Below are 14,730 nucleotides of genomic sequence, written 5' to 3' on the forward strand. Positions count from 1 at the left end.
GTGTGATATGTCATGTCGCAGGCCCTATTGATACTCTCATTTTGGACAAATGCCGCTTACATTAGGCGGTTACTCGTGAGTACACTCCTTACGGCCATCCGTATGCGTGGCCGCCGAACAGGGCCATGAAGGGAATCATCGGGCGTATGTGGAAACCCGTCTTCCATATCCCCTGTATGTCCCGATATGGTGCCCTCACCCAGAAACGTCTCGTTCGACTGCATTCCAGCGAAAATCATGCTCACCGGTCGAGTGGGTTGGTCGTGAATGCTCGTCGCCCGGCGCGAACGGGTTGGAAGGAGAGCTGTAATCCATGAGTGACGAGTCACCGCGCCGGCAGCGGTGGTGGAACATCGAGGGGTGGGGTCTTCGCAGGAAGGTCACCGCTGTGCTCGCCGTTCCTGTAGTAGTGGCGATGGTCCTCGGCGGGCTTCGCGTCCAAGCGGAACTCAGCAACGCGATCCATTTTTCGTCCGCTGCAGATCAGGTCGTGGCTGTGCCCGACATCGTCGACTTCTCGACCGCATTCGCAACCTCGACCGCTATCAATGCGTCCGGCACGGCGACACCGGAAGACCTCGAGGTCCTCCGTGCATCGTTCGAGAAGATCAAGCCGCTCGCCGAGAACTCCGAGTTCGATCCCGCTATCACCTCCGACCTCACCCAGACGATCGCCGCCGCAGAGACCCTCTACGGGCAGATGCAGTCCGGGCCCGTGCCGGTTGCACAGATCGCCACGGTCTACAACGAGGTCCGCGACAGCCTCAACCGAATCGTCGAGGCGATTCTCGACCAGATCGACGACCCGGAGGTTCTCGACCACGGGACTCGCCTGATCAACGCGTGGTACTCGCAGCGTTACCTGTTCGGTCAGGTCCTCGGCATGATCGAGATCCTCGAGAACCCGGAGACTCCAGGCACGGCGCTCGTCACCGCGTCGGGTGGCGAGCTTGCGATGCTCGATCTCCTTGCTCGCTCGTACCCTCTTGCCGACTCGCAGATCGCCGACCTGCGCAGCGGTATCGAACAGCGCACCGCGATGGTGGAAGCTGCAGGCGAGGGTCCGCTCCCGCTGATGGACCTGCGCGCATCGATGCTCCACAGTGTCGACGTCTATTCCAATATCATCAACGAGGCTTCGCAGGCGATCAGTACGACGGTGATCGACCGCGCGTCGGAAACTCGTTCCGCTGCACTTCGAGACACCGCATTCGTGCTCGCGGCGCTGCTCGTCGCCCTCGTCCTCGCGTTGCTCGTGTCGCGGTCGCTTGTCGGCCCGATCCGTCGCCTGCGGTACGGCACTCTCAAGGTTGCGCGTCAGGAACTCCCCGAAGCCATCGACCGGATCAAGGTCGGCGACAGCATCGAGGACATCGAGTTCACCCGCGTTCCGGTGCACACGACCGAAGAGATCGGTCAGCTCGCCCGGGCCGTCGACGACATGCACGGACAGGCGCTGCGCCTCGCCGGCGAGCAGGCCCACCTCCGCTTGCAGATCAGCGACATGTTCGAGACGCTCGCACGTCGAAGCAAATCGCTCGTCGAGCAACAGCTCGGGCTCATCGAGCGACTCGAGTACGAAGAGAAGGATCCGTCCCGTCTCGAGAGCTTGTTCAAGCTCGATCACCTTGCAGCCCGTATGCGCCGTAACGGCGACAACCTCCTGATTCTCTCCGGTACGCGCATGCGCCGCGGCGAGTCTGCTCCGGTGCAGCTCGGCGACATCCTGCGTGCAGCGATGTCGGAGGTCGAGGATTACCAGCGAGTCGAAATCGGTTCCACTCCCGACGGTGCGCTCAGCGGTGCTGTCGCGACGGACATCGTCCACCTGCTCGCGGAGCTGGTCGACAACGCGCTGCGTGCTTCTCCACCGGACAGCACCGTCACGTTCAGTTTCGCGCGTGCCGTAGATGGTGGCCTGCTGGTCGAAATCGCCGACCGCGGGATCGGTATCCCGTCCGACGAACTCGAGTTGATCAACGACCGTCTCCGCCAGGGTGGCGAGGTGGGTCCGGACACGGCTCGTCATATGGGTCTGTTCGTGACCTCACGTCTTGCAGATCGGCATGGGCTCACCGTGCGTCTGCGGCCGACGTTCGACACTGCGCGTAATCCCGGTATCACCGCAAGCGTCCATATACCGGACGTTCTGCTCATGTCGCCGCTGGCGCTGTCCCAGCCGGGTCCCGTCGTCGTCGATGGTGAGGCGGAGGAGATTTCCGTCGCCCAGCAACAGGAACTTGCGCTGCCCGCGAGCGCGGGCAAGGAGACGGACCTCGAGCACTCGCAGCCGATTCCGGAGTACCTGCCGGTGCGGGCCGACTCGCGTCAGGAATCCCGCGTCGACGACCAGCTCACGGAGATCCGTCGTCCGGATACTGCCACTGCAGGGTTCCAGCAGTCGGAGCCGATCTATCGGGAACAGCAATCCGAGCCGGTGTACAGGGAACAGCCGCAGCTTCAGCCGCAGGCGTTCCATTCTGCTCCGGCCGCCCATTCTGCTCCGATCGCCCATTCTGCTCCGATCGCTCAGCCTCGACAGCAGCCGTCGCGCGAGCAGATGCCGACAGGTCTGCCTCAGCGTCAGCCGGGCTCTACGCCCGGTCTGCCCCAGCGTCAGCCGGGTTCGACCCCAGGATTGCCGCAGCGTAGCCCCGGCTCGACCGAGGGTCTGCCTCAGCCGGACGGACAGCAGGCTCCCCGCCGGATCCAGCCCGATGCCGCGGCAGCATTGGCCTCGGCACTTCCGTCGCGTGCCAACCGCACAGCTGTGGATCCGAATGCAGAGAACGGGCGTCGCGAGAACTTCGAGCGCGGGCACCAGGACCAGCCGGCGCAGGGCGCGTCGACGAAGTTCGGGGCACCGGAGCAGGAATCGCCGCGTCACGAGGCCCCGGTTCAGGAAGCTCAGAACCAGGATGAGCGGAACGGAGAATCGTCGCTCCACGCAGCTCACGCTCTGGCGACCCCACCGACTCGTCACTCGGGTCTGCCGCAGCGTCAGCCCATACAGGACCCCGCACCGGAGAACCGCCCTTCCGATCAGGGCCGGCCGGCCGCTTCGGGCCCCGGTCTGCCCCAGCGTCGTCCGGGTGCAACCCCTGGCGTTCCAGTGCGGGCAGTGAGGCCGCCTCAGGATGCGGATGCGCCCGAGTCGGGTCTGCCGCAGCGCAACCCCGGATCTACGCCGGGCCTGCCGCAGCGTCAGCCCGGTTCCACGCCGGGGCTGCCGCCGCAGAACCAGGGTGGGCAGGCAGAGCCGAGCGGTCGTGCTGCACAGCCGACCCGGAGCGAACCGCATGCGCAACCGGCACAGGCCACCTTGTCCGGTCTGCCGCAGCGTCAGCCCGGTGCAACACCGGGAGTGGCACCACTTCAGGCTGGTCCACCGCCCAGTAGCGAGAATCGCCGTGGTGGGGCCTTCGGTCTGCCGCGTCGGCAACCGGGTTCTTCGCCGCGGATCCCGCAATCCGCGGCCCGGCCGGCAAGTATCGCCGACGGTGGTTCGGTGTCGGAGAAATCCGATGCGCAGAATGCAGCGCGGCATCGCTACCGCACGAACTCCGCGAAGACCGCGTCGTTCTTCCAGCCCCGTCCTGATGTGGGTTCGCTGAAGCCGCACTCCGCAGCCGGCAACCCGATCTTCTCCGACATGATGTCGGACTGGCTCGTCGATCCGACGAACCTGCCCGAGGATCGGCGGAAGCGCGAGTGGCATTCGGCTGCCGACTCCGGATGGCAGGCCGCGCAGCGTGCAGCGGAAGTCCCGGTGGAGGAACACACCACCTCCGGTCTTCCCCGCCGGGCGCCGGGCGAACGTCTCGTCCCGGGTGCCGTGCGCCAACCTGTGACCGCAGAACAGCGCGCACTCCGACGTCGTGACCCGGAATCCATCCGGGCCAATCTCAGTCGCCACCAGCAGGGAGTCCGCAATGGGCGTGCTTCGGCGACGACAAGTAATCGCGAGAACAATGAACAGGGAGTTCGATGAACATTGATCATGGATCCGATGTAGCTCGTCCATTGGACTGGTTGGTTTCCAACTTTGCGCGCGAAGTCCCCGGTGTCTCGCATGCGGTGCTCGTGTCGGCCGACGGCCTCCTCATGGCTGCCAGCGCACATCTTCCGGTCGACCGTGCCGAGCAGCTCGCTGCGGTGACCTCCGGACTCGCGAGCCTCTCCAACGGGGTTTCGCAGTTGTTCGACGGTGGCGGAGTGTTGCAGTCCGTCGTCGAGATGCAGCATGGTTATCTGCTGCTCATGAGCGTCGGTGACGGTTCACATCTCGCTGCGCTCACTGCTTCGGAATGCGATATCGGACAGGTCGGCTACGAGATGGCACTCCTGGTCGACCGCGTGGGTGCGTCGGTCGAGGCGACGCCTCGGGTCGGCCAGAGGTCCTGACGTCGAGGTGGCCATGGAACCGCGCAAGCCTGAGTCGGTGCCGGACCAGCCGAGTCTGGTCCGGCCGTACTCGCTGACTTCGGGACGCACCAGTCCTGCGGTCGAATTGGCGTTGGAAGCATTGATCCAGGCAATTCCGGGGACCGACAGCCAGGCCCGGGATCTGGACAACATCAACGCCACGATCTTGGAACTGTGCAAGGAGTCCCCGTCGGTCGCCGAGATTGCGGCGAGGGTGGGTGTGCCGCTCGGAGTTGCACGCGTGCTCGTCGCCGACCTCGTCGAAGCCGGGCATGTACAGATCCTGGCCACGCTGAAAGACGATTCGAGCGACGCGGAGCGTCGTGAGCTGATTGAAAGGGTCCTCAGTGGACTTCGCGAACTCTAACGCTACGAAGCGCGTGACCTCGACCAAGATCGTGATCGCCGGCGGATTCGGTGTCGGCAAGACCACGCTGGTGGGGGCCGTGTCGGAGATCGTTCCCCTCCGCACGGAAGCGCTTGTCACGAACGCCAGCGATGGCGTCGACAACCTGGCGGCAACGCCGCAGAAGTCGACGACGACCGTGGCCATGGACTTCGGCCGAATCAGTTTGGCCGAGGATCTCGTGCTCTACCTCTTCGGCACGCCGGGGCAGCATCGGTTCTGGTTCATGTGGGACGACCTCATCCGAGGTGCCATCGGTGCGATCGTGCTGATCGATACCCGGCGACTGGACGAGAGCTTTGCCGCTGTCGATTTCTTCGAAGCGCGCAATCTTCCGTTCATCGTCGCGATCAACGAGTTCGACGATGCACCGCGGTACCCGCTCGAAGACATCCGGCAGGCCATGGCCATTTCTCCCGAGGTGCCGATCGTATCGATCGATGCTCGCTCGCGTGAATCGGCGAAACAGGCACTTGTCACCGTCACCGAATACGCACTTCGGAAGTTGCATCAGCCGGTGGCCCAGTAAGAGATCGGGCCCGTAGCCGTTCACCATGGGGAATCGGTGTCGGTCTGGGCTCCCATCACCTCGGCAAACGGGGCGTTCGTCGGAGTGGCGAGTGCGCGCACCGCGCGCACTGCGTCAACCGACGGAGTCCGTGTGTGATGGTCGATCACTGCCGCGCCGCGACCGCTGATCGGTAGGTCACACTGCCGGTAGCGGCGTCGGTTCGGTCTCTTGAAGGGGCTTCTCGTTCAGGAGATTTCGATGTTCGTGACATAGTGGTTCGTCGGCAACGGGGGTCTTGCCGACAATTCGATCCACGTCACACGATGGGGCGTGCTGGTGCTCCGGGGGGACCGTATGTCGCACGAACTTCACCACTTCTCCATGGGGATGTGGGTCTTCTTTCTGGCTTGGCTCACCTCGATCGTGGGGTGCTACATCGGCTTGACTTGCGCGCGCCGCGCGAGGCAGGCCACTGTGCGGCGGGAGAAGCGACGCTGGACCGCGCTGGGGAGCGTCGCAATCGGCGGGATCGGTGTCTGGCTGATGCACTTCATCGGCATGATCGGGTCCGATATTCCGGGTGCCATCGTCCGTTTCGACCTCTTGCCGACGTCCCTGTCGGTTGTGCTCGCGGTGGGTGCCACCTGGTTCGGCCTCTCCGTCGTCGATGCCGACGAACCCTGGATGCAGTGGGTGCCCGATGAGGTGAGGCTGCCTGTCGGCGGTGTGATCATGGGTCTCGGTGTGGGCGCGATGCATTACAGCGGGACTGCCGCGATTCGTGTCTCGGGAACGCTCGATCAGGCGCTGCCCCATGTACTCGCTTCGTTCGCGATCGGAATCGTGGCCGCCTTCACCGCTCTGTGGTTCAGCCTCGAGGTCGATCGGCGCGCGGTGCGCGTCCCCGCCGCTGCGCTGATGGGATGCGCGGTCGTCGCGCTGCATTACACGGGTATGGCGGGCATTTCCGTCGCCCTGGATCCGTTGGCGCAGTTGCCCGAGGGGATGACCGCGGTGGCGTTGCTGTTCCCGGGCTTCGTGGTCGGCGTCATCGCACTTGCGATCACGGTGGTGCTGTTGATGGCGGCGCCGAGCGACCAGGATCTCCAGCACGAGTACGAGATCGCAGACTGGATCGACGATGTTCGCTAGGACACCGGTTCGGGGAAAGTGCCTGTCCTTCGCGGCAGTAGCTGACCTGCACCTATAGACTCGGGTGGTTGCGAGACGTTCGTCGGGCCCCAGCTCGGATCGGACGTTCGAGCCGAGTAGAAGAAGGAGCTCATGACCGACACCACGTTGCCGCCGGAGGGTGCGGGGCACGACCGCATCGAGCCCGTCGACATCCAACAGGAGATGCAGAACAGTTACATCGATTACGCGATGAGCGTGATCGTGGGTCGAGCCCTCCCCGATGTGCGTGACGGTCTGAAGCCCGTGCACCGACGCGTGCTGTACGCGATGTTCGACAACGGTTTCCGCCCCGAGCGCGGCTATGTGAAGTCTGCGCGTGCGGTCGCAGAGACGATGGGCAACTACCACCCGCACGGCGACTCTTCGATCTACGACACACTGGTGCGTCTCGCCCAGCCGTGGTCGATGCGGTACCCGCTCGTCGACGGGCAGGGAAACTTCGGTTCCCGCGGAAACGACGGTGCTGCTGCCATGCGGTACACCGAGTGCCGGTTGACTCCGCTCGCCATGGAGATGCTGCGGGAAATCGACCACGAAACGGTCGATTTCCAGCCGAACTACGACGGTCGTACCCAGGAACCGACGGTTCTCCCCAGCCGTATCCCCAACCTGTTGATCAATGGTTCGGGCGGTATCGCGGTCGGTATGGCCACCAACATTCCGCCGCACAATCTCAATGAGGTTGCCGAGGCGGTCTACTGGGCGCTCGAGAACTTCGAGGCCGACGAGGAAGCCACGCTCGCGGCGGTCATGGAGCGCATCAAGGGCCCAGATTTCCCGACCTCAGGGCTGATCACCGGCTCGCAGGGCATCCACGATGCCTACACGACCGGGCGTGGTTCGGTGAAGATGCGCGGCGTCGTGGAGATCGAAGAGGACTCCAAGGGTCGGTCGTTCATCGTCATCACCGAGTTGCCGTACATGGTCAACCCGGACAACTTGATCACGTCGATCGCGGAGCAGGTGCGCGACGCGAAGATCGCGGGCATCTCCGATATCCACGACGAGTCGTCCGACCGCATCGGCATGCGCATCGTCGTCACGGTCCGTCGCGACGCTGTCGCCAAGGTCGTGCTGAACAACCTCTACAAGCACACGCAGCTGCAGACGAGCTTCGGGTGCAACATGCTGTCGATCGTCGACGGAGTGCCGCGCACGCTGCGCCTCGACCAGATGATCCGGCTGTACGTCACTCACCAGATCGAGGTCATCGTCCGCCGGACGCGGTACCTTCTGCGCAAGGCAGAAGAACGGGCCCATATCCTGCGCGGTCTGGTCAAGGCTCTCGACGCCCTCGACGAGGTCATCAGGTTGATCCGCGCGTCGCAGACCGTGGACATCGCCCGCGCAGGTCTCATGGAGTTGCTCGACGTCGACGAGATCCAGGCGGACGCCATCCTGGCGATGCAGTTGCGTCGGCTCGCGGCCCTGGAGCGCCAGAAGATCGTCGACGACCTCGCCGAGATCGAACGCGAGATCGAAGACTACAAGGACATCCTCGCCAAACCCGAGCGGCAGCGCATGATCGTCCGCGACGAACTGAAGGAGATCGTCGAGAAGTACGGCGATGAGCGTCGCACGCGCATCGTTCCCGCCGACGGCGACGTGACCGACGAGGATCTGATCGCCCGCGAGGATGTGGTGGTCACGATCACCGAGACCGGCTACGCCAAGCGGACCCGCACCGACCTGTACCGGTCGCAGAAGCGTGGTGGCAAGGGCGTCAAGGGTGCCGACCTCAAGCAGGACGACATCGTCAAGCACTTCTTCGTGACGTCGACGCACGACTGGCTGCTGTTCTTCACGACGAAGGGCCGCGTCTACCGCGCGAAGGCGTACGAGCTTCCCGAAGCGAACCGCACGGCTCGTGGCCAGCACGTCGCGAACCTGCTGGCGTTCCAGCCGGACGAGCGGATCCAGGGCGTCATCCGGCTCAAGACGTACGAGGACGCGCCCTACCTTGTGCTCGCCACCCGTAACGGCCTGGTGAAGAAGTCGCGTCTGTCGGACTTCGATTCCAACCGGTCGGGCGGCATCGTCGCGATCAACCTGCGTGACGAGGACGAGCTGGTCGGCGCCGTGCTGTGTTCCTCCGACGACGACCTGCTGCTCGTGTCGGAGCTGGGTCAGTCCATCCGTTTCTCGGCGACCGACGAGGCGTTGCGGCCGATGGGGCGCGCGACGTCCGGGGTCCAGGGCATGCGGTTCAACGGCGAGGACAAGTTGCTGTCGCTGAACGTGGTGAAGGAGGGTACGTACCTGCTGGTTGCGACGTCCGGTGGCTATGCGAAGCGCACGCCGATGGAGGACTATCCGGTTCAGGGTCGCGGCGGTAAGGGTGTTCTGACCATCCAGTACGACAAGCGACGTGGCACCCTGGTCGGTGCACTGATCGTCGAGGACGATGACGAGTTGTACGCGATCACGTCAGGCGGCGGTGTCATTCGTACTGCTGCCAAGCAGGTGCGCAAGGCAGGCCGACAGACCAAGGGTGTGCGTTTGATGAACCTGGGCGACGGCGACACGTTGCTTGCGATTGCACGCAACGCCGACGAGCCTGAGGAGATCGACGCATCCGAATCGAAGGAGTCGTAAGTGAGCACTCCCCAGGGGCCGAACGGATCCGACCAGGGAAAATCCGCCCGGAAGCCCGAGGATCGGAACGGACGCGAGGTGGAGACCGATCCGAGCGGCCCGGCCGCTGAGAAAAAGGCGCCCGAGCAGGAGAAACCTTCCGGTGATGCCACGAAGCCGGATGTTGCTCAGCCGGTGAAGCCTGCAGGGAAGCCTGCGGCAGATTCCAAGAACCAGCCGGCCCAGAGCGCGGCCGAGTCGACGGAGTCTGCTTCGAACCCGAGTAAGGGCGACCCCGCAGAGGGGCAGGCGACGCGGCCGGTGCAGCGTTCGAACCCGACGGCGCGCCCGTCGGGCCAGACACCGCCGTGGCAGCGTGGACAGCAACAACCGGCCGGCGACAAGCAGGGTGCTGCGCAGCAGAGCACCCCGCAGCAGAACACTCCGCAGACGAATCTCCCCGGAGTCGGACCTGGTCTGGGGAAGGCTGCGAATCGTCCGTCAGGAGCCGCTCAGCGTCCCGCAACGGGCCCCCAGCCTGCCGCGGGTAAACCTGCCGCGAAGAGCAGCTCCGCGCCGACACGCCCCGTCGTGACCGGTACAGCCGCCGCATCCATGACCGGAGGCGCGCAGGGATCCGACCGTGCCGCCGCGAAGTCGAAGTCTGCGGTCATCGACGGCCCGACCCGGCACATCGAGCGCAAGGACCTGGCGAAGGACCTGCCGGATCTGTCGACTGTCAAGCATCCGACTCCGGCGGCATCGGTCGCGGTGGAGACCCCGCATGCGAGCCCCGTGGCCGTGGCACCTACCGCAGGTGCCGCGCTCAGGGCGACTGTGCAGCTGCGCCGCATCGATCCGTGGTCGATGCTGAAGGTGTCCGCTCTGATTTCCCTGTCGCTGTTCTTCGTGTGGATGATCGCGGTGGGCCTGCTGTACGGCGTGCTCGCGGGCATGGGCGTGTGGGATCGGTTGAACAGCGCCTTCACCGACCTCGTCTCGGAGTCGGGTAGTGACGGACTCATCACTGTCGGTCAGGTGTTCGGCTACGCGACGGTGATCGGCCTCGCCAACATGGTGCTGATGACCGCCCTTGCGACGCTCGGTGCGTTCATCTACAACCTCTGCAGCGACCTCGTCGGCGGAGTCCAGGTCACCCTGGCGGATCCGGACTGATCTGCAGGAACGCTGCCCCATCGAGGCGATTTTGTTCTTCGAGTGTCGGTGGGGTAGTGTTCCATCTCGGTTCGAGGGCCTATAGCTCAGGCGGTTAGAGCGCTTCGCTGATAACGAAGAGGTCGGAGGTTCAAGTCCTCCTAGGCCCACTCCCCGTGCCGAAAGGGCAGCAGAATGAAGGTTCTCATTGCGGTGGGAACGGCAGTTCTGGTGGTCTTCGGACTCACCCGGATTCTCCGGAGTGAGGATGAGTGGCACGAGGTACCCAGCCGGTAATCCGGCAAACGGGGCCTTAGCTCAGTTGGTAGAGCGCTGCCTTTGCAAGGCAGATGTCAGGAGTTCGAATCTCCTAGGCTCCACAGTTGAAGGGCGCTTCCGATTCCTCGGAAGCGCCCTTCAGTCGTTCTGGGTTTCGGATCAGGAGCGCAGCAGCCGGGCGATGGCGTCCGTCGCTTCCTTGATCTTCGCGTCCGCTTCCGGTCCGCCGGCGACCGCGGCGTCGACCACACAGTGACTGATGTGGTCTTCGAGCAGACCCATCGCGACGGCCTGCAGAGCCTTGGTCATCGCCGAGACCTGCGTGAGGATGTCGATACAGTATTTCTCGTCTTCGACCATTCGCTGCAGCCCTCGGGCCTGGCCTTCGATGCGTTTGAGTCGCTTGAGATAGGCATCCTTCTCGGTGATGTATCCGTGTCCCGCGTGCTCATGGCAGTCGGCCGCGGGAACATCGGATGGTGTGGCCGCGGGGGTGGGGGTGGCCATGGTGTCCTCCTGGAATCCGGCTGTCATGTGGCGCATCGTCGATTATGCCTATCGTGCGGTGGAGCGGAATCGACGAAGCCGCAGACTGTTGCTGACCACGAACACCGACGAAAACGCCATCGCGGCGCCGGCGATCATGGGGTTGAGCAGACCCATCGCCGCGAGCGGCAGCGCGGCGACGTTGTAGGCGAAGGCCCAGAACAGGTTGCCCTTGATCGTGCCGAGGGTGCGACGGGAGAGTCTGATCGCATCCGCAGCGGCGCGCAGGTCACCTCGCACGAGTGTCAGATCGCTCGCTTCGATCGCGACATCGGTGCCGGTGCCCATCGCGAGCCCCAGGTCGGCCTGGGCGAGTGCGGCGGCGTCGTTGATCCCGTCACCGACCATGGCGACCACCTTGCCCTGGTCCTGCAGACGTTTGACCACGTCGACCTTCTCCGTGGGCAGAACCTCGGCGATCACCTCGTCGATCCCCACCTGACCTGCGATCGTCGTGGCGGCTGCGGTGTTGTCGCCGGTGAGCATGATCGGTGTCAGCCCGAGATCCCGTAGCTGGGTGATCGCCTCGGCTGAGGTGGATTTCACGGTGTCGGCAACCACCAGGACCGCACGTGCTGCACCGTCCCAGCCGACCGCGACAGCGGTCCTGCCCTCGGCTTCGGCGGCCTTCATGGCGTCGTCGAGTTCGGTGGGCAGGTGCTGGGAGAAGTCGGCGAGCAGCCGGGTGCGCCCTACGAGCACTGCATGATCGTCCACGGTGCCCTGCACGCCGAGTCCCGCGAGGTTCGCGAACTGTTCCACCGCAGGCAACTCGCCCACCTTGTCTCGTGCGCCCTTGGCGATCGCCTGTGCGATGGGGTGTTCGGACGAGTCCTCCAGAGCTCCTGCCAGACGCAGCACCTCGCCGGTGTCCTCGCCGTCGGCGACGATCACGTCGACCAGAGTCATCTTGCCGGCGGTGATGGTGCCGGTCTTGTCGAGGACGACGGCGTCGACGCGGCGGGTCGATTCGAGGACCTCGGGGCCCTTGATCAGGATGCCGAGCTGGGCCCCGCGACCGGTGCCGACCATCAGCGCGGTCGGTGTCGCCAGCCCGAGCGCACACGGGCAGGCGATGATGAGCACGGCGACGGCGGCGGTGAACGCGGCCGCGACCGAGCCGCCGGTACCGAGCCAGAATCCGAGGGTGCCGACCGACAGGGCGATCACGATCGGGACGAAGACTCCGGAGATCCTGTCGGCCAGACGTTGTGCCTGGGCCTTGCCGGTCTGGGCATCCTCGACGAGCTTGGCCATCTGCGCGAGCTGGGTGTCCGATCCGACGCGGTTGGCGCGCACGACGATGCGTCCTCCCACGTTGACGGTGGCGCCGATGACCTGGTCGTCCGGTCCGATCTCGACCGGCACCGATTCGCCGGTGACCATCGAGGCATCCACTGCGGAGGAGCCGTCGACGACGATGCCGTCGGTGGCGACCTTCTCGCCGGGGCGGACCACGAACTCGTCTCCGACAGCCAATTCCTCGACCGGTATCCGTTGCTCGGCTCCGTTGCGGAGCACCGAGACCTCCTTGGCGCCGAGCTCGAGCAGCGCACGCAGCGCGGCTCCGGCGCTGCGCTTGGATCGGGCCTCGAAGTATCGGCCCGCGAGGATGAAGGTCGTGACCCCGGCGGCGGCTTCGAGGTAGATGTTCCCCGAGCCGTCGGTGCGGGCGATGGTGAACTCGAACGGGTGCGTCATGCCGGTGATTCCGGCTGTGCCCCAGAACAGGGCGTAGATCGACCAGCCGAGTGCGGCAAGGGTGCCGACGGACACGAGGGTGTCCATGGTGGCGGCGCCGTGCCGGAGGTTTGTGAAGGCGGCCTTGTGGAACGGCCAGGCACCCCACACGACGACCGGAGCGGCGAGGGTCAGCGAGAGCCACTGCCAATTCGGGAACTGGAGGGCCGGAACCATGGCCATCGCGATCACCGGGATGCTGAGGACCAGTGAGATCAGCAGCCGCTGCCGCAAAGTGGCGGTCGGATCCGGTTCTGCGGCGGGCTCGGATCCGGCAGCAACGGGAGGCGCGGGAAGCGATGCGGTGTACCCGGCCTTCTCGACGGTGGCAACGAGCTCGGCAGGCGACACCTCGCCGACGTAGTCGACGCGTGCCTTCTCGGTGGCGTAGTTGACGGTCGCTGTGACACCGTCGAGTTTGTTGAGTTTGCGCTCGATCCGGTTGGCGCAGGACGCGCAGGTCATGCCACCGATGTCGAGTTCGATCCGACCGTCTGCCGGGTGGGTGATGGAGTTCATTCGGGTCCTCCCGTCGGGTGTGGTGGTCAGTGTCCGTGCCCGTCGGGCGCAGGAGTGGTGTCGGTACCGGTCGAGGGGGCAGGTCCGGCGGTCAGAGTGAATTCGGCGGTCCGCACTACTCCGTCGTGTCGGAAGTCCAGAAACAGCCGGTAGTCGTCGGCGCTGGGAGTTGTGACGGAGAAGTCGATTTCCGGTCCTGCGGGAGTGCCCCCGTCGCCGGGATGTCCGTTCGGGTGCACGTGAAGATAGCCCAGGTCGGTTGCTCTCAGCGCGACGAGATGTCCGTAGGCGCCGAGGTAGGGCTGCAGGTCGGTGACCGGGTGCTCGTCTCGCGATACCGTCGCGGTCATCGTCGAGGCCTGGCCGGGAACGAGAACTCCGTCGAGTGTGACCGTGTAGCCGTCGACCGTGGTGATCGCGGTCGGTGGGGGGAGTGGGCGGGGATCGAAGTGTCCGGCCACCTGAAGGTCGGCGCCCAGCGTCAGGGGCGTGCCGTCCTCGGGGGTGAAATCGGCGAAGAGTCGATACGTCCCTGCCTCGTCGAGGTCGAGCGGCACAGTCCAGGTTCCGGTGTCGTCGAGGATCGGGTGTACGTGCGCGTACTCGGTCAGGTCACGTCGTACCGCGATCAGGTGGAGTTGCTTGTCGTGACTTTCGATGTACCGGGTGACCGGCTGTCCGTCGGGGCCCTTGATGCGGAAGTGCAGCGGGACCTGTGTGCCCGCCTCGGTATCGGCCGTGTCGAGGGAGAAGGTGTAGCCGCCGTCGGTGGCTGTCAATCCTGCAGGGCTTCCTTCGACGACCGACGTCCCCACCTCGGGGGCGGCGTCGGCGCCGGGGGTATCGGTTGTGGTCTTCTCGGGGCCGACCAGAGCGCCGGCCCCGAGGGCCAGGGTGAAGACTGCGGCCAGGCCGAGAACGAATCCGGCGACCTTCGTCGATGTTTTCATCGGATGGGTCTCCTGTCCGAGTCCGAATGGGTGGATCAGTCGGCGATCTTGTAGCCGGCCTCGTCGACCGCTGTTGCTATCGCTGCACTGTCGATCTCGGTGTTCGACTCGATGTCGACGCGTCCGCTTTCGAGGTCGACGTTCACGCCGGTGACGCCGGGGATCTCGCTGATTTCTTCACGGACCGACGAGACGCAGTGCCCGCAGGTCATGCCGGTCACGGTGATGGTGGTGGTGCTCATGAGTTCCTCTTTCTCGATCGCTGCACGTCAGGTGTTCCGCCGATCAATATACCGATACCCCCCATAGGTATCAACCGTCTGTGAGGGAGTGGACCGGCCTGTGACCGCGTGGTATCTCGAGGGCGAAGATTTTCGAGAATTGTTGCCGGCGATGTCGAGACCGGCCGAACAGTTCCGTCCCAGGGGTGG

General features: G+C 64.9%; 11 protein-coding genes and 2 tRNA genes. 9 read left to right on the forward strand and 4 right to left on the reverse strand.

Annotated features, from left to right (window positions below; all coding sequences use genetic code 11):
- Positions 1 to 313 precede the first annotated feature (313 nt).
- The 9 genes from Q7514_RS10290 to Q7514_RS10330 all read left to right on the forward strand — a co-directional run bounded on the left by Q7514_RS10290 (position 314) and on the right by Q7514_RS10330 (position 10,645).
- The gene (locus Q7514_RS10290) at positions 314 to 3,991 is read left to right on the forward strand and encodes a HAMP domain-containing sensor histidine kinase (protein ID WP_330133158.1); all 3,678 of its coding nucleotides are present in this window, start codon (positions 314 to 316) and stop codon (positions 3,989 to 3,991) included.
- Positions 3,988 to 4,404, forward strand: a complete 417-nt coding sequence (locus Q7514_RS10295) for a roadblock/LC7 domain-containing protein (RefSeq protein WP_132475123.1) — start codon at positions 3,988 to 3,990, stop codon at positions 4,402 to 4,404. The genes Q7514_RS10290 and Q7514_RS10295 overlap by 4 nt, the downstream gene beginning before the upstream one ends.
- 13 nt (positions 4,405 to 4,417) lie before the next feature.
- Complete coding sequence (locus tag Q7514_RS10300) at positions 4,418 to 4,792, forward strand: DUF742 domain-containing protein (protein WP_330133159.1); 375 nt, start codon at positions 4,418 to 4,420, stop codon at positions 4,790 to 4,792.
- Positions 4,793 to 4,805: 13 nt separating this feature from the next.
- Complete coding sequence (locus Q7514_RS10305; protein WP_054715879.1) at positions 4,806 to 5,360, forward strand: GTP-binding protein; 555 nt, start codon at positions 4,806 to 4,808, stop codon at positions 5,358 to 5,360.
- Between the two features lie 336 nt (positions 5,361 to 5,696).
- Positions 5,697 to 6,494: an MHYT domain-containing protein gene (locus Q7514_RS10310; RefSeq protein WP_330133160.1), complete on the forward strand. Its 798-nt coding sequence runs from the start codon at positions 5,697 to 5,699 to the stop codon at positions 6,492 to 6,494.
- A gap of 132 nt (positions 6,495 to 6,626) precedes the next feature.
- Positions 6,627 to 9,131, forward strand: a complete 2,505-nt coding sequence (gyrA, locus tag Q7514_RS10315) for a DNA gyrase subunit A (RefSeq protein ID WP_330133161.1) — start codon at positions 6,627 to 6,629, stop codon at positions 9,129 to 9,131.
- Positions 9,132 to 10,286 (forward strand): DUF3566 domain-containing protein, encoded by a 1,155-nt coding sequence (locus Q7514_RS10320; protein WP_330133162.1) that lies wholly within the window; start codon positions 9,132 to 9,134, stop codon positions 10,284 to 10,286.
- 75 nt (positions 10,287 to 10,361) lie between these two features.
- Positions 10,362 to 10,435: transfer RNA gene (locus Q7514_RS10325), tRNA-Ile, on the forward strand.
- A 137-nt stretch (positions 10,436 to 10,572) separates the two neighbouring features.
- Positions 10,573 to 10,645, forward strand: a tRNA-Ala gene (locus Q7514_RS10330).
- A gap of 58 nt (positions 10,646 to 10,703) precedes the next feature.
- Here the strand turns inward: Q7514_RS10330 and Q7514_RS10335 are convergent.
- From Q7514_RS10335 to Q7514_RS10350, 4 genes are read right to left on the reverse strand one after another with little or no spacing between them, the layout of a single operon-like run.
- Positions 10,704 to 11,051: a metal-sensitive transcriptional regulator gene (locus Q7514_RS10335; protein ID WP_169689089.1), complete on the reverse strand. Its 348-nt coding sequence runs from the start codon at positions 11,049 to 11,051 to the stop codon at positions 10,704 to 10,706.
- 48 nt (positions 11,052 to 11,099) lie between these two features.
- Positions 11,100 to 13,349: a heavy metal translocating P-type ATPase gene (locus tag Q7514_RS10340; protein ID WP_330133163.1), complete on the reverse strand. Its 2,250-nt coding sequence runs from the start codon at positions 13,347 to 13,349 to the stop codon at positions 11,100 to 11,102.
- 26 nt (positions 13,350 to 13,375) lie between these two features.
- A complete protein-coding gene (locus Q7514_RS10345) occupies positions 13,376 to 14,299 on the reverse strand; it encodes a hypothetical protein (RefSeq protein WP_330133164.1) in 924 nt (307 codons plus the stop codon).
- Between the two features lie 35 nt (positions 14,300 to 14,334).
- A complete protein-coding gene (locus Q7514_RS10350) occupies positions 14,335 to 14,541 on the reverse strand; it encodes a heavy-metal-associated domain-containing protein (protein WP_330133165.1) in 207 nt (68 codons plus the stop codon).
- Positions 14,542 to 14,730 lie beyond the last annotated feature (189 nt).

It is taken from the genome of Rhodococcus artemisiae (assembly GCF_036327795.1).
Taxonomy (GTDB): domain Bacteria; phylum Actinomycetota; class Actinomycetes; order Mycobacteriales; family Mycobacteriaceae; genus Rhodococcus; species Rhodococcus artemisiae.